This is a genomic window from Nocardia sp. NPDC004654, assembly GCF_040609595.1.
In the GTDB taxonomy this organism is placed as follows: domain Bacteria; phylum Actinomycetota; class Actinomycetes; order Mycobacteriales; family Mycobacteriaceae; genus Nocardia.
The window spans coordinates 1022898-1040798 of record NZ_JBEXKI010000001.1 but is presented as its reverse complement, the minus strand read 5'-3'; the positions used below and the strand labels follow the sequence as shown (position 1 = coordinate 1040798).

General features: G+C 65.5%; 15 protein-coding genes. 3 read left to right on the top strand and 12 right to left on the bottom strand.

Annotated elements, in window-relative coordinates:
- Positions 1 to 24: 24 nt before the first annotated feature.
- A complete protein-coding gene (aceA, locus tag ABZV58_RS04745) occupies positions 25 to 1314 on the bottom strand; it encodes an isocitrate lyase (protein WP_354998796.1) in 1290 nt (429 codons plus the stop codon).
- Positions 1315 to 1850: 536 nt separating this feature from the next.
- On the opposite strand from aceA, the gene ABZV58_RS04740 reads away from it, so the two are divergent.
- Together ABZV58_RS04740 and ABZV58_RS04735 are read left to right on the top strand one after the other, a co-directional pair.
- Complete coding sequence (locus tag ABZV58_RS04740; protein WP_354998795.1) at positions 1851 to 2984, top strand: lipase family protein; 1134 nt, start codon at positions 1851 to 1853, stop codon at positions 2982 to 2984.
- A gap of 177 nt (positions 2985 to 3161) precedes the next feature.
- Positions 3162 to 4130: an Rpn family recombination-promoting nuclease/putative transposase gene (locus ABZV58_RS04735; protein WP_354998794.1), complete on the top strand. Its 969-nt coding sequence runs from the start codon at positions 3162 to 3164 to the stop codon at positions 4128 to 4130.
- A gap of 54 nt (positions 4131 to 4184) precedes the next feature.
- On the opposite strand, the gene ABZV58_RS04730 is transcribed toward ABZV58_RS04735, so the two are convergent.
- The 8 genes from ABZV58_RS04730 to ABZV58_RS04695 all read right to left on the bottom strand — a co-directional run bounded on the left by ABZV58_RS04730 (position 4185) and on the right by ABZV58_RS04695 (position 13431).
- On the bottom strand, positions 4185 to 4454 hold the full coding sequence (locus tag ABZV58_RS04730) for a hypothetical protein (RefSeq protein ID WP_354998793.1): 270 nt from the start codon (positions 4452 to 4454) through the stop codon (positions 4185 to 4187).
- 780 nt (positions 4455 to 5234) lie between these two features.
- Entirely contained in the window at positions 5235 to 5441 is a 207-nt protein-coding gene (locus ABZV58_RS04725; protein ID WP_354998792.1) for a hypothetical protein, read from the bottom strand.
- A 239-nt stretch (positions 5442 to 5680) separates the two neighbouring features.
- Positions 5681 to 6874, bottom strand: coding sequence for a MaoC/PaaZ C-terminal domain-containing protein (locus ABZV58_RS04720; RefSeq protein ID WP_354998791.1), 1194 nt, complete (start codon positions 6872 to 6874; stop codon positions 5681 to 5683).
- A gap of 260 nt (positions 6875 to 7134) precedes the next feature.
- Positions 7135 to 7608: a hypothetical protein gene (locus ABZV58_RS04715; protein ID WP_354998790.1), complete on the bottom strand. Its 474-nt coding sequence runs from the start codon at positions 7606 to 7608 to the stop codon at positions 7135 to 7137.
- Positions 7609 to 12204: a DUF6531 domain-containing protein gene (locus ABZV58_RS04710; protein WP_354998789.1), complete on the bottom strand. Its 4596-nt coding sequence runs from the start codon at positions 12202 to 12204 to the stop codon at positions 7609 to 7611.
- A complete protein-coding gene (locus ABZV58_RS04705) occupies positions 12201 to 12527 on the bottom strand; it encodes a type VII secretion target (RefSeq protein ID WP_354998788.1) in 327 nt (108 codons plus the stop codon). The genes ABZV58_RS04710 and ABZV58_RS04705 overlap by 4 nt, the downstream gene beginning before the upstream one ends.
- Before the next feature lie 492 nt (positions 12528 to 13019).
- On the bottom strand, positions 13020 to 13244 hold the full coding sequence (locus ABZV58_RS04700) for a hypothetical protein (protein ID WP_354998787.1): 225 nt from the start codon (positions 13242 to 13244) through the stop codon (positions 13020 to 13022).
- A 19-nt stretch (positions 13245 to 13263) separates the two neighbouring features.
- The gene (locus tag ABZV58_RS04695) at positions 13264 to 13431 is read right to left on the bottom strand and encodes a hypothetical protein (RefSeq protein WP_354998786.1); all 168 of its coding nucleotides are present in this window, start codon (positions 13429 to 13431) and stop codon (positions 13264 to 13266) included.
- Between the two features lie 371 nt (positions 13432 to 13802).
- On the opposite strand from ABZV58_RS04695, the gene ABZV58_RS04690 reads away from it, so the two are divergent.
- Positions 13803 to 14693 carry a hypothetical protein gene (locus ABZV58_RS04690; RefSeq protein WP_354998785.1) on the top strand — a complete coding sequence of 297 codons (891 nt, stop codon included), beginning with the start codon at positions 13803 to 13805 and terminating at the stop codon, positions 14691 to 14693.
- 70 nt (positions 14694 to 14763) lie between these two features.
- Here ABZV58_RS04690 and puuE read toward each other — a convergent pair whose 3' ends face one another.
- From puuE to ABZV58_RS04675, 3 genes are read right to left on the bottom strand one after another with little or no spacing between them, the layout of a single operon-like run.
- Positions 14764 to 15657 (bottom strand): allantoinase PuuE, encoded by an 894-nt coding sequence (gene puuE, locus ABZV58_RS04685; RefSeq protein WP_354998784.1) that lies wholly within the window; start codon positions 15655 to 15657, stop codon positions 14764 to 14766.
- Positions 15654 to 16625, bottom strand: a complete 972-nt coding sequence (gene alc, locus ABZV58_RS04680; protein ID WP_354998783.1) for an allantoicase — start codon at positions 16623 to 16625, stop codon at positions 15654 to 15656. The genes puuE and alc overlap by 4 nt, the downstream gene beginning before the upstream one ends.
- Positions 16626 to 16685: 60 nt before the next feature.
- Positions 16686 to 17891: an aldolase/citrate lyase family protein gene (locus ABZV58_RS04675; protein WP_354999034.1), complete on the bottom strand. Its 1206-nt coding sequence runs from the start codon at positions 17889 to 17891 to the stop codon at positions 16686 to 16688.
- Between the last annotated feature and the right edge of the window lie 10 nt (positions 17892 to 17901).

Below are 17901 nucleotides of genomic sequence, written 5' to 3'. Positions count from 1 at the left end.
CTGCATCACTGCGGGCTGGTCAACTCAGTGGAACTGACCCTCTTCGGTGGAGCCCTTGAGCGCCGCGGTGGAGGTGTTCGGGTCGACGGTGGTGGCGATGGAGTCGAAGTAGCCGGCACCGACCTCACGCTGGTGCTTGATGGCGGTGAAGCCACGCTCGGCGGCGGCCTTGAACTCGCGCTCCTGCAGGTCGACGAACGCGGTCATGCCTTCGCGGGCGTAGCCGTGCGCCAGGTCGAACATGCCGTAGTTCAGCGAGTGGAAGCCGGCCAGGGTGATGAACTGGAACTTGAAGCCCATCGCGCCGAGCTCACGCTGGAACTTCGCGATGGTCGCGTCGTCCAGGTGCGCCTTCCAGTTGAAGGACGGCGAGCAGTTGTAGGCCAGCAGCTGGTCCGGGAACTCGCCACGGACGGCCTCGGCGAACTTGCGGGCGACCTCGAGGTCCGGCACACCGGTCTCCATCCAGATGAGGTCGGAGTACGGGGCGTAGGCCTTGGCACGCGCGATGCAGGGCTCGATGCCGTTCTTCACACCGAAGAAGCCCTCGGCGGTGCGGGTGCCGTCCAGGAACTCGCGGTCGCGCTCGTCGACGTCGGAGGTGATCAGGGTGGCGGCCTCGGCGTCGGTGCGGGCGATGACCACGGTCGGCACGCCGGCGACGTCAGCGGCCAGACGCGCGGAGGTCAGGGTGCGGATGTGCTGCTGGGTGGGGATCAGCACCTTGCCGCCCAGGTGGCCACACTTCTTCTCGGAGGCCAGCTGGTCCTCCCAGTGCGAACCGGCGACACCGGCCGCGATCATGGCCTTCTGCAGCTCGTAGACGTTGAGCGCGCCACCGAAGCCCGCCTCGCCGTCGGCGACGATCGGAGCCAGCCAGTTGGCGACCGAGGTGTCACCCTCGACCTTGGCGATCTCGTCGGCGCGCAGCAGCGCGTTGTTGATGCGGCGCACGACCTGCGGCACCGAGTTGGCCGGGTACAGCGACTGGTCCGGGTAGGTGTGGCCGGAGAGGTTCGCGTCACCGGCGACCTGCCAACCCGACAGGTAGATCGCCTTCAGGCCGGCGCGCACCTGCTGCACGGCCTGGTTGCCGGTGAGGGCGCCGAGGGAGTTGATGTAGTCCTCGTTGTTCACGAGATCCCACAGGATCTCCGAGCCGCGGCGAGCGAGCGTGTGCTCCTCGACGACGGTGCCCTGGAGCTTCACCACCTGGTCCGCGGTGTAGTTACGGGTGATGCCCTTCCAGCGCGGGTTGGTGTCCCAATCCTGCTGGATTTCCGCAGCGGTCTTCGGGGTGCCGGTGGTCGACATCTCTGACTCCACTTCTTTGGTCGGTCGGTGCCGCGCTTGCCGAGATTTCACTCGATCTGCTGGAGCGGCGATTTGCAGGGTTGCTAGGCCCTTGGGGTGTACTTCCACACGATGGCACACCGGGAAATAGCCGTCTACCTGTTGCTAATGTGAATCTCAGCTAGGTTTCGCCTACCGTTTGCTAACTCTGCGAAATTTGCGGGCGAATTGCAAGCATTCAACCTACCCGCGGGTAGCCCTGACGTGGGGTTTTAGCGTAACGCTTGTACTGTTTGCGTTCCGCGTCCGCCCCCTCGGCAACACGCCGGGGCGATCCGGTCTGTGAGTCGATTCACAGGGTGGGGCGGCCGCCCTCCGTGTGGGCCAGGACACCCGCGCCGCGGGAATGCGGCAGACTTGGGCGGAGAGCCATTCTCGAGCAAGCGTCCAACTCCACCGAGGTGCCCCACGCGCGTCGAAGGGTAGAGAGGGCGCCCAATGAACACATCGGCGTGTACACATCCAACGTGTCCCCACGCTCAGCGAACAGGAGCCCCATGCGGAAGCTATGCCTCGCGGCGGCTGTGACGGCCTGCGCGACCGCCCTGCTGTACCCGTCCACCGCGAGCGCGGACCTCGCGGCGGGCACTTTCGAATCCGTCGCGCCGCTCGCCGCGGTCGCGACACCGCCGGACGCCGCCGACGCGGCCCGCCTCCTGTACCGCTCCACCACCGCGGGCGACGCTCCGACCACCGCCAGCGCCGCGGTCTACTTCCCGGCCGGAACGCCGCCCGAGGGCGGGTGGCCGGTGATCGCGTGGGCACACGGCACCGTCGGTCTCGGCGACGACTGCGCCTACAGCATCGCGGGCCCAGGCGCCCGCGAACGCGACTGGGCCTACCTGGGCACCTGGCTGAAGCAGGGGTACGCCGTGGTCGCCGCCGACTACGCCGGACTCGGGACGCCGGGCGAGCACCCCTATCTCAACGGCAAGGTCGAGGCGCACAACGTCGTGGACGCGGTGAAGGCCGCGACCAGCCGGTATCCCTCGCTGGCAAGGAAGTGGGTCGTCGTCGGCCAGTCCCAGGGCGGCGGCGCGGCCGTCGTCACCGCCCGCTACGCCACCGAGTTCGGCGGGCCCGACCTGGACTACCGCGGCGCCGTCGGCACCGGCGTGCCCGCCTACATCGAGGACATCCTGCTGCCGCTCGGCCCCGGCATGCCGCCGCTCGAACTGAGCGCGCACAGCACCGCCTACGTGCTGTACATCCTCAACGGCCTGCGCACCACCTACCCCGAACTCGACATCGAGTCCTACCTGACCGACGCGGGCCGCGACTGGCTCGTTCGCGCCCGCACCGCGTGCATCAACGAATTCGGCGACGAGCTCGGCGCGGCCAACGTCGTCCTCGGCGACCTCTTCACCCGCCCCCTCGCCCAGATCCCCGACCTGCGCGGCGTCCTCACCCGGACCATGGGTCTCCCCGAATCCGGCTACGACCGTCCCCTCTTCCTCGGCCAGGGCCTGCGCGACACCGACGTCATCACCCCCGCCACCCTCGCCTTCGCCGCGGCATTGCAGGCCAACGGGCAGCCGGTCACGTTGCGGACTTACCCGCAGGACCACAGCGGAACGGTCAACGCCTCCCTACCCGATTCCCTACCATTCGTGCGAAACCTGTTCTCCTGACTCGAACCGAGAGGGCACGGCGCCGCGCGAGACCGGCAAGCGCCGACTACTGCGATTGCTGCGGTTCAGCGGTTTCACTGCGGCACCCGTCCCCTATTTGTCCGAATTCGCTGTCAGCGCAATAGAACTGAGGACATTCGGGTGCCGAGCGACACCGGTCACGAGTAGTTTGCGGGCATGTCCGCAGCGCCGCGATCGAACTCGCATGACGCGTACTTCCGGCACGTCATGGGCCGTCCCGCCGATGCCGCCTCCGAGTTACGCGGGGTGCTGCCGAAAGATGTTGCTGCACGGGTAGATTGGAATGGACTCGAACTCCAGTCCGGCAGTTTCGTGTCGAAGCACCTGCGTTCCCGCTACAGTGATCTCCTGTTCCGGACCCGTCTGGACGGGCACGACGCCTACCTCTACCTGCTCATCGAGCACCAAAGCCGCAGCGACCCGCTTATGCCACTGCGCATGCTGGACTATCTCGTCAACATTTGGAACCACTACGTCCGCCAGCACCCCGACACTCGCACCCTGCCCGCGGTGGTCCCGCTGGTCGTACACAGCAACCACACCGGCCGCCGATGGAAAGCGCCCACCGAACTGACCGAGCTCATCGATCTGGATTCGACCACCCGAGAGGCTCTGGATCCATACCTGCCGCGTTTCAGGTTCCTGCTGGACGACGTCGCCGCCCTCGACCTGCCCGCATTGTGTGCCCGCGATCTCACCCCCGCAGCCCGCGTAATGCTGGCCTTACACAAGATCGTCCCCGGGAACACCCACCTCGGTGTCGATCTGTTGCCACTGATCGAGGATCTGCACGCCATCCTGGACGGTCCTGGCGGCACAGATGAATTTCAATGCGTCGCGTCGTACATTCTTATTGTCGGCGACACCCAGCAAGCCGATCTGCAACCGCTCATCGACCGACTCGGTCCACGAGCCAAGGAGGCCATTGTGACCACCGCCGAACGGCTCCGCGCCGAAGGTCGCGCCGAAGGTCGCGCGAACGCCTTGATCGATCTGCTGACCAGCAAGTTCGGACCGATCCCGGCCAGGATCGCCGACACCATCCACGCCGCGGACCCGACGCAGGTACGAACCTGGACCGTCCGCGTCCTGACCGCCACCACCCTCGACGAGGTCTTCGCCTGACCGCTGTGCCCGCGTTGTCATCATCGCTGGGTGCGATCGCCGATTGAGAACGTGTTACGGGGCCGCCTTGGCCGACCAGCCGTAGAACGTCGCGACCGCGCCGGGCGCCACGGTCGCGATGGGTTCACCGGTGCAGTCGTTGGAGGAGAAGACGAGGAAGTTGCGCGCGCTGCGGTTGTGGAAGTAGATGTCGCGCGGGAAGCCGCTGGCCCAGCACTCGTCCAGGTTGCTCAGCTCCAGCTTGTTGTCGATGATCACCACTTGTCGCCCGTCCCCGCCGCCGAACGAGCCGGTGGGGAAAGCGGCGGCCGTGGGTGCCGCCACGGACGCCGCTGCGACGGTGAGACCGCCTATGCAAGAAAGCATTCCGAGTTTCACAAGCCGACCCTACAAGCTTCGCGCGCACAGCAGCCCATGACATGGCGTCGTGGTCTACTCGACATGGGCCAGGGTGGTGCGCATCCAGTCGATGGTGGTGTGTAGTCCGTCGGGCAGACGCGCTCTGAGTTGAACGCTTGGGAGTGGGCAAGTTTCGGTTGTCGCGCGGCGGTCGCTCGTCGCCCGCCACGCCGCTTCGTAACCGCACGCACCGCACGATTTCTGCCCGGTGAAACTACGGCAACGGGTGACTGCCTTCTTTTCCAGATATGGATCTCGGTCGACACGAGCGCTTCGCGAGCGGCGCCAAGGCCCGCGATTCGTTCCTGCTGGCCCGATGCTCCTCGCACAGTTGCCCATTCCCGCGCCGGATGTAAGCCGGGTCCAGTCGCTGCGCGAAAGTCAGGTTCTCGCGGCGCCAGCAATCGCCGCAGGCGAACTCGCTCATATCGGCCTCCTCGTTCCTCCGCTCAGCGTGTTGCCCAAGAGTTCCCAATTACAAGGGGAATCGAAGCCGTGTATCCATACCATCGCCGTTTGGCGGCCATACCGTGACCGATCCGGGCGACGGGTGGGGCGGAGGTCGTTCGTTCGGCCATCGAGGTGCGACACACGAGTAGTCGGCCGCCGCGCCCAGCCGACCTACGAGGAGAGCAAGCCTGCGGACGAAATGAGCGCTCTCCGAAGCCAACTAGATTGGCTCTGGAGGCGCCTGGCAACAGTGTTCTACGGGGCCGCTTTGGCGGACCAGCCGAAGATCGTCGCGACTCCACCCGGAGCCACGGTTGCGGTGGGCTCGCCGGTGCAGTCGTTGGATGCGTACACGAGGAAGTTGCGCGCACTGCGGTTGTGGAAGTGAATATCGCGCGGGAAGCCGCTGGCCCAGCACTCGTCCAGACTGCTCAGTTCCAGTGTGTTGTCGATGATCACCACTTGTCGCCCGTCCCCACCGCCGAAGGAGCCGGTGGGGAAAGCTGCGGCGGTAGGAGCGGCTACGGACACCGCGGTGATGGTGAGAGCGCCTATGCAAGAAAGCCTTCCGAGTTTCACATGTCGAGGCTACAAGCTACGCGCACATCACATCCCAGGCCTGTCACCGCGTTCGCTGCGCATGTCGACGTCGACATGCGACACCCTGCTCTGTCCGAGCGATCGAGCGCCCAAGGAAGTGACTACGTGAAGCGAACATCCGCGGTGGCAAGACCGAATATCCTGCGTCCCGCCGACTTCGCGACGATGACGACGACAGCGCTCTTGGTCTCGGGATCGATCGACTTGATGCGCCCGGTGAACTCGACGCTCCCGGCGGCGGAGGCTTCGACGACCGTGTAGTTCGACAGCCGGACCCCGTACCTGGTGATCGCGCTGGGGTCACCGAGCCACCCGGTCACAAATCCGGCCCCCAGGCCCATGGTGAGCATGCCGTGGGCGATCACATCGGGAAGACCCGCGAGAGCGGCGACCTCGTCGTGCCAGTGGATCGGGTTCGCATCACCGGACACCCCTGCGTAATTGACCAGATCGTTGCTTCCACCAAGCCGCTCCTCGCTGGGGTGTTGGGTCAGGATGGTGCGCATCCAATCGAGTGTGTGATGCAGTCCGTCGTGCAGGGGTGTGGTGGGCCGCCAGCCCAAGAGCGACTGGGTGCGGGTGAGATCCGGGTGTCGGGTGACATTCGCGCCGCCCGCCGGAGCGACCTCGACCCAACCGCTGCCGGCGATGTCGACGGCGGTACGGGCGAACGCCGCGGTGGTGAGCGGGTACGGGCCGCCGATGTCGACCGGTCCGAATGCCGCACTGTCGAGCATGGCGATCACGGCCTCGACGGCATCGGTGACGTAGACGAACGAGCGCCGGTCGCCGTCGGCGAGCTCGAGTGTTTGGTCGCGCACCGCGGCGGCACAGATCGTGGAGGTGACGCGGCCGTCGCCGGGCCACAGGTGCGGGCCGTACACCTCGAACGGCCGGACGATGCCGACGTTCGCACTCTCGCAATAGCAGGCGGCCGCCTCGGCTACGATATAGCCTGACGCAGTAGCATCGAAAGTGACTGCCAGACAGTTATTTTCGAGATCACGATGGCCCAGCACATAGGACGCGACAGCTGGCGCGGTCAACGCCTCCGGGACGCCGGTGACGATGACGATGCGGGCATCGCACCGCGCTGCCAGATCCAGAGCGGCGAGGGTACCGGTCGACGCCGCCCGCAGCATCTCGATCGGCCGCCGGGCGGCGGAACCGCCCGAGCCCGCAACGTACGCGATGTGGGTGACGTCTACGAGGTCGGCGAAGACACCAGGATCGGTTACGTCGGCGAGGTGGAGCGTGAATTGCGGTTGCGCCGTGAGCTTTTCGACGGACGCCATGCGGCCGGTACTGATGTTGTGCCGGAACGTTCCGGTCTCGCGCGATCATGACCGCGTACTCCTCGGTCAACACCGGGTGGAAGATCGGCTGATCCGGCAAACGAGGCGGCCACGCATGCCGCCCCGAGTCAGCGACCAGCCCAACTCCTCGAGCCCGGTCGGACGCCACAGGGTCGTAGTCGTCAGTTCCCGACTCGTATCCAATTTCCCTGCCTCCAATGTATTTGCCAGGCCAGTAGCATGCAGGCACTCCAACGGGGTCAATGACCGAATTCCCGCCAGGCGCGGCGGAAAGCGGTTGCTACAACCACGTCGTCAACCGCCTCGAATCCCAGGGCGACGACATGTACCAGGAGATGCACGATAGACCTGTCAATTTCTGTACGATTGAAATCCTCAATCGACCTCAGGCAAGAGACGAAAATTTCGTAAATCGGATCCGCGAGAGCGTGGCTGTCGACGTCGCCGACGACTGGGCCGTACGAAGGAGTTACGACGATGAAGTCCGGAAGTCCGTCCACTCGGTGGTTCTCCCGTATTTGCGCGTCGGACCTGGGACGTCCGCCGTATCGATCGAGAGCGAGATACGACGGCACGATCGCCGCATCACAACCATCGGCGGCAGCAGGCATCTTAGCGATCCGGAACTCGATCCCGGGAACTCCCTCGAGCACTTCACGCCATGGTGAAATAACCACCTCCGATGGTGCGGCGATCACGCTGACAGCAATCATTTAGTCTCCCGTCAAACCATGCGGCAAAATTCTCGGTCTGCCCAGCTTCGACAGAACCTCGGTCGGCAAGGCAACCGCTTCTCCGACACCTTTGTCCGACAACTCTACCCGGCTGATATCAGGAATAAGACTTCTATCGATGGTGGTACGGACGATCGTGTACGGACCCTCGCCAGGCCAGTTTCGGAATGCTTCTCTCGCATAGGAATTCGCAGCCTCCTCGGACAAGGCGAAGTACTTCGTCTCGATGCCCGGAGGATTATCAAACGCCCGATTCTCGAGTATCTGGGCGAGCTCCCTTTGCTGCACCGCGCGGTACAGGTAGATTTCGTTTTCCTTGAGGCATTGCAGCCCAGAGGGATCCATCCACACGGTGGGGTTGTGTGGATAAGTGTTGGGGTTCGGTGCCGGCGCCAGCCCGAGCGGGTCTTGGGTAAGAAACCGCCCTGTGCATGGGTCATAAGTCCGGTGGAGGTTGTAATTAAGTCCCGTCTCGGCGTCATGGAACTGCCCGGGAAAGCGTAGCGGTGTATCGGCCGATCCCTGCCAAGTGACGTTTCCCCATAATCCTGGCGTGGCGCGCCCCACGCTGTGCCCGACAGCCGGATCCACCAGTTCGAGCGGTGTGCCGACGAGATCGGTGATGATGCCGAAGAATGCGCTGTCGATCTCGGCCTGATCAGTTGCCTGAGTGATCGGGGCAAAACTATCGGGCTCGTAATTCCAGCGCATTACCGATTGCGGTGCACTTTGTTCGATCAGCTGGGTGCGATCCCAGGTGTAGTCGGTTCGTTCGCGGATGGTGCCGTCATCAGCGAGGAGTTGTTTGGTCGTACGGCGACCGAGTGCGTCGTAGGTGTAGTGCCACCATTGTCGGTCTGGTGTGTAGACGTCGGTGAGTTGGTCGAAGGCGTTGTAGCGGTAGTGCCAGATGTCGGGTTTGCGGGATAGGCGGGTGGTTTCCTTGCGAACGAGGCGACCGGCTTGGTCGTAGTGGTAGCGGGTGCGGCCGTCTCGGATGAGCAGGTTATTGCGGTACTCGCGACGGCCGTCGGTGATCAATTCGGTTCTGTCGGCGACAGCGGTAGCGGTCGGATCAGGTGTGGTCGAGATGTTCTCGGGTAGTTGGCTGTTGGTGATGTTGCTGAGCGCGTCGTAGGTGTATCGCTCGGTGGTTTGCCCGTTGGCGGTGATGGTGGTGATGCGGCCGATCGCGTCGAGGGTGTAGTCGCGGACGAGGGGGCCGGTGTCGGGGCGGGTGGTGGTGTGGGTGGTGATGTATCCGTCGGGGCGCCAGGTGTAGTCGTCGCGGCGCAGCAGGCTCGGATTGTGTGGGGTCGATGAATCGTGGGTGGGCGCCGGGTCGGCGTGTACCTGCTGCTGGGTGACGAGGCCGTGGGATGAGAGCGTCTGCTCGACGGTGATGGCGCCGAGGCGCCAACCGGTGCTGCGGCCGACCGCGTCGTGGGCGAAGGCGATGGAGTGGCCGTCGGTGATGATCCCGGTTGTGCGGCCGGTTGGGTCGTACTGCCAGGTGGTTGTCGCGCCGGATGGGTTGGTTCGACCGATGCGGCGACCGAAGTCGTCGTAGTGGAAATGCATCGCGGCGCGGTCGTCGACTCGTTGAGACGCGAGGCGGCCTTCGGCTGTGTAAATGGATTCGACGGTGTGCGTGCGGTCGTTGCCGACGCCGGATATCGCGGTGAGCGGCCGTCCGACCAGATCGTGGGAATACCGCACCCATTCGCCGGTGTCGGCGCGCGATTCGACAAGCCGTCCGAGAAGGTCATAACGGTTGCGTCTGGTGACGCCGGTGGCCGCGGTGATGGCCGTGACCCGCCCGGCGGCGTCGAAGTCGTATCGGGTCTGCGCGCCGGTGTAGTCGACTTCGCTGACGATTCGACCGGCCGGGTCGTAGGTGTAGCGCCAGGTGTGGCCGAGTGGGTTGACCACCGCGACCATCTGTCGTTCGGTGTCCCAGGCGTATTGAGTGACGGTCTGATCGGGCTCGGTGCGCGCGGTCAGTAGGTCGAACCCGCCGTAGGTGAAGCTGGTCTGTCCACCCGCGCGGTCGATGTGAGTGAGCAGGTTGCCTTCGCCGTCGTATTCCCAGGTAGCGGTATAGCCGTCGGAGTCGGTGCGGCACAGCAGCTTTCCCTCCGGCGACCATTGATAGCGGGTGATCGCGTTCAGGGCGTCGATGACGGTGACCGGTCGGCCGAAATGGTCACGAACGATCCGGGATACGCCGCCGTGCGGGTCCACGATGGTGATCGGCAGGCCCGCCGCGTTCACTTCGATCACCGTGCGTGCGCCGGTGGGTTCGGTGATCGAGGCGACAGCGCCGGACGGGTGGTGGCTGTGCACGGTGCGCAGACCCGCGCTGTCGACGATCGCGGCAACATTGCCCCTCTCGTCGTACTCGAAGCGCCGGACCGAACCATCGACATCGCTGATCGCGGCGGGCCGGTTCCGGGCCTGGTATTCGATGGTGATCGATGCGTCGTCTGGGCGAGTGACCACGCTGAGGTCGCCGTCGTCGGTGTACTCGTATCGGGTGACCGCGCCATCGGCGGCGATCACCCGGACCGGCTTGCGGTCGTCGTTGTAGTCGGTCTGGGTGCGGGCTCCGGTCGGATCGATTGTGTTCCGTAATCGCAGATCGGCGTCGAACTCGAAGACGGTGACCGCGCCGAGGGAATTGGTGTAAGTCGTGCGGGTTCCCGACCCTTCGGGAAGGGTGTCGTAGTCGAATTCGGCCGACATGATGCCGCCCGTGCCGTGCTGGCGGATGACACGTCCGGCCCAGTCGTAGACGTTGTGCATCTGGTTGCCGTTGGAGTCGGTCCACGACAACATCCGATGCTGGTCGTCGTAGGTGTAGCAGGTCGTGGCGCCGACGCCGTTGGTGACCGACACCAACTCGCCCGCTTCGTAGCCGAATTCGCGGACGCGGGTGACGATTTCGGTGCCGTAGGCGTCGCGCCCGAGCACCGACAGCGAGGTGACGCGTCCGTCGGCGGTGTCGACTCGTAGTCGATAGCCACCGGAATGAATGACTTCGGTTGGGGTGCCGTCGGTGTCGTAGTGGAAGCGGATCTCGTTGCGGTGGCGGTCGGTGATCGCGGTGATCGGGTAGTCGCCGAGCAGCGTGGGCAGGGCGGTGTGTGTGGGCTCGGGTGTGAAGTGCCAAGTGATTTCGCGGTCGGGGTCGAAGACGCGGTACCCGCCGGATTCGGTTCGGGTCATCGTCCAACGCGGTCCACGACCCGCAGGGAGCACGGCGATGTCGGGTGCGGTGTGCGGGTAGGCCAGCAGGATTCCGTCTTCACCGACGAAACTCACACCCTGCTGGTCGACTACCACGCGCATGTCGAAACTCGCCGACCAGGACGGGCCGAACCAGCGTCCGAACCGGTAGCTCGACCGATGTCTGCGCCGCAACACCAGGCTCAGCACACCGGTCAACTCCACATCGGTTTCCGGAAGCAGGAACTCACCGGTCGCGGCATCGACCGGGTCACCGCAGGAGTTGACGTCCTCTGGCTTTTGGGTGTCCTTCGGATTGTTGTTCCGCGCTTCATCACCCACACCCTCGTTCGACTTCGACGGACTGTTGGGCTTGTCGGTGTTGCTGGGAGAGTTGGTGCCCGCCGGATTGGTGCTGTCGGGCGAGTTACTAGGCGTATCAGGCTGTTTCGATGGATTATCGGTGGGCTTGGTCTCGGTACCGGCAGGCTTGGTGTCGGTGTTGGCCGGTTTCGTATCCGTGTTGGCCGGTGTGGTGTCGGTGTCGGTGGTCTTCTTGGATGGACGAGCACCCGCTGGGCTGGTGCCCTTCCCGGTCAGCTTCTTCATGATCGCGGCGAACGCATCGGACAGCTTCCGCAACAGCGGGGTCAGCTTCGCCATCGTCGAGGCGAGTTTGCGGAACAGCTTCGAGATCGTGTTCATGGTCTTGGCGACGTAGACCGCGGCCTGCGTAGCCACCACCGGTGTGCCGAGACCGAGGGCGAAAATCGCCTCCGCCGCCCACACGGCCAGGCGCCCGACGGTCTGAGCGACGATGTCGCGCACCACCATCCGCACCGCGGCCACCACACCACCGGCCATCTGGATGGCCTGCGACGCGGCCTCGGCCGCCTTCGTCGCGGCAGCCAACGCATCAGCGGTCTCGGCCGCACGCGCCCGATAGGCGGTGGCCGTCGCGCCCTGCCACTCGGAAATATCCTGTTCGATGGCCTGCTTGTGCGCCTCGGCTGCTTCGTTGATCTTCTCCGAAACGTTGCTCCAAGTCTTGGCATACGCCTCGATCTGATCCGGGTCACCGGCGACCCAGTTCAACGCCTCCTGCAACGGCTCGACATGCTCGATCAACCAGCCGACACCGAAACCGGCCAGCGTGCCGAACGGGTCGACCACCACAGCGGCGACCTCGAGTCCGACACCGACGATGCCGAGCCCCGCCTCGACCCACGAACCGGACGAGATCGCCTCGTAGGTATCCGACACCGTCTCCAACAGCGTGACACCCGAGTACCACTCGGTGGAGTCCTCCACCTGTGCGATCAGCGGATTGGACTGGCCATCACTCACGCGGCAGGCCCGTTCGGCTCAACCGCCTTCAGCTTGCTCGCATTCGAACTGTCGGTGCTCTCGTATCCATCGGCCACCGTCCGCAACTTCCCCGCGTCCACACCGACAGCCGCCACCGCGGCCTCCAACGCCGCGATCCCATCGGACTCGACCGAATCGACGAACAACGGCGGCAGAAACGCACAAATCTTCCCGAACGCCTCCGTCGGAGCCGACACCGCCTTCGCCGCCTCCAACGCCTGCCCCAACGGCGCCGCCAACTTCTCCACGTTCGATGCGTGCGCGCGGACACACTCCGGATCGACGTTCAAGTTCTCGGCCACGACGCACCACCTCCCCCACCCGGGCACACCCAGGTCGAAACGCTTTGCAGCACCGCGCAAGTGCCACGATCAGCATAGCCAGACGCCGATATTGCCCGAGGCGCCCGACAAACCCTGCGCGGCAGCAGCTGTCAGCTACTGTTTTCGACGCGCTGGTAGGCCGGTCGTTTCCATCGAATTCTTCGGCCGCTGACAGGTTACGAGCGCTGTCGCCGGGTAGGGGTCACATAGGGTGGCAACCACTTGACGTTTGGGCTGTTGCCGAGGACCTGGACCGACTCGCGAGGGGCTCCGACACTCCCCTGGTGAATCGGTTCGGTCAGCCCGGCACTGGCTGCTCTCGGCGCCGGACACGGGAACGATCCGCGACGTCGTGGTCGACGTGATTCGCCGGCCTCCGGTGATCAGGTGAAACCAGAGGTCGGCGGGATGTGTGGAGTTCGGCACGGAGGTGTGGCACGGCGCGCGAGCCAGGCGGCTCGGCGCGACAAACTACGTCCGCTTCACCAGCTGCGGCTGCTGAGCACCCGACTCCAGCCGGTAGTCGACGAGACCGTCCAGACCCGATTCGAGTTCGCTCGGCAGCTCGACTTCGTAAATCGACTCGTCCTCGGACTGCAGCTCGATGGTCATCACCGAATGCTCGTTCTCCGAATCTACTTTCGCCGCGGCCTTGACTGTGCCGTCGTTGTCCGCGACTACCAGAAGCTTGCTCATCTCCCTTTCCTTTCTTTACCTAGACGAACGTCACGGTCTCGATGGTGAACGGTGTGTTCACCTGGGGATCGGCGACCTGAACGGTCACCCAGTAGATCACCAGTTTGTGGGCGGGAAACTCGCCGCCGGTCCGGCCTTCCGTGTGGACGCCGTGCATGATGGTCCACAGGGACTGTTTCGTTCCCATCGGCCTGCTCGGAAACGCGAGGGAAAAGACCGCGGTATTCAGTGTCCCGGCCGGCAATGTCAACGCGAATCCGCGCGGCGTACCGGGCGCCAGGAATATTTCCGGCGAACTCAAGACTTTTATGTTGGCCATGGTGGCGCTCCTTACTTGTGGCAGTAGGAGCAATCCTCGATACAGAGAAACCGGGTGACTAGAGTAGTCGGCTACTCGATGGGGGTTCTGCCGGACGGCCTTATCGTGTGCTCGGCGAACGAGTTGTCGGCGATCGCTTCGGGCACACCGCGCGCCCACTCGGTCTCCATGCCCAGAGCACACGGCGCTGATCCGCCAGCATCGAACCAGCCGACGTCACGCTGCTGCATCGGTTCATCATGAGCAAGCTCGCACGCGAGCGGCCTCAACCCCTCCGAGCAGCAAAAGAGTGCTTGTGGTGGGCGCTACCCACCGATGACCAAGCCGCGGTACTCGACGCGTTCGGGCTGTCGGATCCGGTCCCGGCAACCGTCGCGATGGGCGCCGTTGTGGCCGCGGAAAACCGACGACATCCGATCGAGGAGTGTGAACGGGTCTACGTCAGCGCTGTGCTCGATGGCTGGACGCTCGTATTCGGGGATCCGGCGTCGCACTACCCCCGCGACGAGCATCGGATCCAGGAGTCGCAGGAATCCTATTTCTGGGAGACGCTCATGGTGAACGAGCCGGATGACGTCAAGCAGGCATGGCTCACACGGATGTCGCGCCCGTCCAGGGATGAACGTTGCGCCGAGCTGAGCGGTCGATTCGGCGCAGCACACTGGTACAAGGAAGCGGGTGACTACGAATGGGGTGGTTGGGGGATCGCGGAAAACGGCGAAACGATTCGTAGTGCCCACCTCGACGATTGCGTCTACGAGGAGCTGACCTTGCATGGCGACCCCCACCCGTCCGAGGAGGGTCTGCGCGCCGAGCCGGTGTCGGAGTGGTTGCTCGACCACGGCTTCGCACCCGACGCTTGGGACGACATCGTCGACGGCATCTTCATGGACCGCATCGGCAATCTGTCCGACGGTGTCCCTTTCGCCGAGATACGGGACGCGCAGTGGGCGGAGTTCCAGCAGCGAACCGCAATTCCGGATGCGATGACCCCCATGCGTATCGCTGAACGCGCATCTGTGGGTCCGCTCACCCTGGGTCCGCACACCCGGATGGCAGGCCACGGAGTAGTCGCGCTGACCGAGCGTGGGCGGCAAGGCTGCGGACACCGAGGCGCGCTACCCATCTGATCGTGTCGGACCCCCGGATCGCTGGTTACCTGGTATTCGAACGCGCGCGACCCGCGCGGTCCGGCCCGTTCTATTCCGGCGGATGGACCGATCTCCAGTGCTCGGCGATGTCGATGCGCCGGGTGATCCAGACCCGGTCGTGGGATTGCACGTGGTCGAGGAAGCGGTCGAGGGCGGCGGTGCGGGCGGGGCGGCCGATCAGGCGGCAGTGCAGGCCGATGGAGAGCATTTTCGGACTTCCCTCGGCCCCTTCGCGATACAGGACGTCGAAGGCGTCGCGGAGGTGGGCGAAGAACTGTTCGCCGCTGGGGAAGCCCGCCGGGGAGGCGAAGCGCATGTCGTTGGTGTCCAGGGTGTAGGGCACCACGAGGTGGTCGTGGCCGTGCACGGTGACCCAGTAGGGCAGGTCGTCGGCGTAGGAATCGGAGTCGTAGACGAAACCGCCGTGCTCGACGACCAATTCGCGGGTGTTGGGCGAATCGCGGCCGGTATACCAGCCGAGCGGCGGGGCGCCGGTCAGTTCGGTGTGGATGCGCACGGCTTCGGCGAGATGGGCGCGTTCGGTTTCGATGTCGACGAGCTGGTAGGACTTCCAGCGCAGTCCGTGACAGGCGATCTCGTGCCCGAGCTCGGTGAAGGCCGCCACCGCCTCCGGGTTCCGTTGCAGTGCCCTGGCCACCGCGAACACCGTCAGCGGAAGGTCGCGCCGTTCGAAAATTCGGAGCACCCGCCACAATCCGGCGCGGGAACCGTATTCGAAGAGCGACTCCATGCTCATGTGCCGGTTCGGAAACGCCTCGGCCGGAGTCATTTCCGAGAGGAACGTCTCCGAGCTCGGATCGCCGTCGAGCACACAGTTCTCCCCGCCCTCCTCGTAGTTCAGCACGAACTGGACCGCGATACTCGCCTCGCCGGGCCAGCGCGGATCCGGCGGATTCGGTCCATACCCGACGAAATCCCTCATGCGCCCAGCTCCCCGTACAACCGCAACCGGGCAAGTCCACCGTCGGGATAGATGTCCAAGCGCACCTCCTCGACCGACGCCGCCATCGGTGCGATCGGGAAGCGATGCCTGGTGTCGGGCAGCAATTCGGTGCGCGGCAACAGCTCCACGTCGGTGCCGTCGTTGGTGCGCCCCGACAGCCGCGCCGAACCGGGACTGTTGCCGAGGAAGTAGGAGGTGTCGATCTCGGCGAGCCGGATGAGCCCCGGCCCGGCGAGACGGATTCGCACCCAGTCGTTTCCGTCGTCGCGGCGGCGCGCGGTCTCCCAGCCGTCGCCCATCGACCGCGCCGATCCCGGGTAGAGCAGCTGGTTGGGCGAGCTGTAGAAGCGGTTGGAGCAATCGAGTACCAGCGCGCCGTTCTCCAGCGCCGCCAGATCCAGCGGGCCGAGGCCGAGCAGCGCGGGATCGGGCCGACCCTCGCCGTGGATCCGAAGTCGAGCGACCCCGCCGTCGGGGTGCATGGTGAGTTTCACGTGGGTCCAACGGTTTTCGCTGTCCACCGGAAACGGATTGCGAGCGTCTCCGGCGACCGGCGCGCGGTCGATCAGCGTCGCCCAGTCGGTTCGAGCGGCGAGCGACTCGGCGGTCGGATAACCCTCGACCTCCAGCGCCGCTACCGACACCGAGGGTGGATAGTTGCCGCGAAACCAGGCGGTGTCCACCACGATGCCGCGGATCACCCCCGGCACGCCGAGCCGCACGATGGCCGCGTCGTCGCCTGGCATGCCGCGGCGCCTGCGGGTCTCCCACCCGTCGTAGACCTGCCCTTTGTGCCCGAAGGTGGACGGTCGATACTCCGGCACGCCGGGGTCGATCAAGTTCTCCTTCTCCGCGAAGAACTCGTCGTTCGCCCAGATCACCGCGCCGCCGAGCGGCCGGACCGCCAGATCGGGCAGCAGCGTGAAGTGCCCGTCGGACTCACTCATGACTGTGCCTCGCCAGCGCTCGGCTCCGGCACGCGCGCGGCACACCGGCACAAGAATCGCTCACCGCTTCTCCTTCACACCGAGATCACCGATCGGCTCGCGCGCCGCAAGCGCTTCCAGCACCTCCCTGGTCAGTTCCGGCGCCTCGGAACTCAATTCCGCCTCCGAACGCGCTCCGCAGCGCAGGCCGCGCAGCACCGTCGCGGCGAGCGCCTCGGCGGTGGCGGGTTCATCGACGACTCCCGACTCGGCGTCGTGCCGCTCGAGGTACGCCAGCAGCCGGGGAACCGCGACGTCCATCGCGCCACGGAAGAATTCGTAGGTCGCCAGCCAACGGGTGATCAGGTGTCCCGGGTGCATGTCCCAGCCCTGGTAGTAACCGCGACGCAGCGCGCGGGCGACCAGCCGATGATGTTCGCGCAGCGCCGCTTCCGGTTCCACGTCCGGCACGATCTGGGTGGAGCCGTCGCACACCCAGACGCCGGTCTGTGCCGCGGCCGCTTGCATGACGGCCTTGGCGTGGTCGGCGGCGGGATGGTCGAGGGCCTGGTCGGTGGCGGCGATCCCGCACGCGGCCGTGTAGTCGTAGGTGCCGAAATGCAGTCCGGCACAACGGCGCCCGGCGACCTTGATCATCTTCGCGACCGGCACACTGCCGTCGGCGCCGACGATCGCCTGCGGGCTCTCGATCTGCAACTCGAAGCGCAGCGTGCCGTCGGCGAGCGCGGACCCGCGCTCCAACCCCTCGCACAACGCGACGAGCGCCGAAACCTGCTCGGCGGCACGAATCTTCGGCACGGTGAAGACGAATCCCTCCGGCACACCGCCCGCGGCGTCCAGCACGAGTTCGAGGGTGCGCACGGCCCTGCGACGCTCGAGGCCACCGAGTCCTTTGACCCGAATGCCGAAACCGGCCGGTCCCCCGCCGCCCGCGGCCCACCCGGCGAGTATTTCCCCCGTCGCGGTGGCGGCCGCGTCCTCTTCCTCGTCGGAGCGATAGCCGTAGCCGTCCTCGAAATCGATCCGCAGATCCTGCACCGGCTCGCGCAGCAGCCGCTCCCGCACCGCGGGCAGCGCCGACGCGGTGTCGAGTTCGGCGAGCGACTCGCGGTGGACGTCCAGCAGCTCGACCGCCGCCGCGCCCCATTCCGCCGGTGTGTCGGCGCTCGCCCGGTCGGCGGGCACGTAGACGGTGTGGATCGGTTGCGTCCGGTCCCCCGACCCGGGGTAGCGCGCCCGCAGATCGGCGTCGACGGCCTCGAGCATGGCCTCGATC

Coding starts and splice junctions, on each gene's coding strand:
- ABZV58_RS04735 (WP_354998794.1), top strand. CDS start 3,162: ATGTCCGCAGCGCCGCGATCGAACTCGCATGACGCGTACTTCCGGCAC.
- ABZV58_RS04715 (WP_354998790.1), bottom strand. CDS start 7,608: ATGATTGCTGTCAGCGTGATCGCCGCACCATCGGAGGTGGTTATTTCA.
- aceA (WP_354998796.1), bottom strand. CDS start 1,314: ATGTCGACCACCGGCACCCCGAAGACCGCTGCGGAAATCCAGCAGGAT.
- alc (WP_354998783.1), bottom strand. CDS start 16,625: ATGAGTGAGTCCGACGGGCACTTCACGCTGCTGCCCGATCTGGCGGTC.
- ABZV58_RS04690 (WP_354998785.1), top strand. CDS start 13,803: ATGAGCAAGCTCGCACGCGAGCGGCCTCAACCCCTCCGAGCAGCAAAA.
- ABZV58_RS04720 (WP_354998791.1), bottom strand. CDS start 6,874: ATGGCGTCCGTCGAAAAGCTCACGGCGCAACCGCAATTCACGCTCCAC.
- puuE (WP_354998784.1), bottom strand. CDS start 15,657: ATGAGGGATTTCGTCGGGTATGGACCGAATCCGCCGGATCCGCGCTGG.
- ABZV58_RS04675 (WP_354999034.1), bottom strand. CDS start 17,891: ATGCTCGAGGCCGTCGACGCCGATCTGCGGGCGCGCTACCCCGGGTCG.
- ABZV58_RS04740 (WP_354998795.1), top strand. CDS start 1,851: ATGCGGAAGCTATGCCTCGCGGCGGCTGTGACGGCCTGCGCGACCGCC.
- ABZV58_RS04700 (WP_354998787.1), bottom strand. CDS start 13,244: ATGAGCAAGCTTCTGGTAGTCGCGGACAACGACGGCACAGTCAAGGCC.
- ABZV58_RS04695 (WP_354998786.1), bottom strand. CDS start 13,431: ATGGGAACGAAACAGTCCCTGTGGACCATCATGCACGGCGTCCACACG.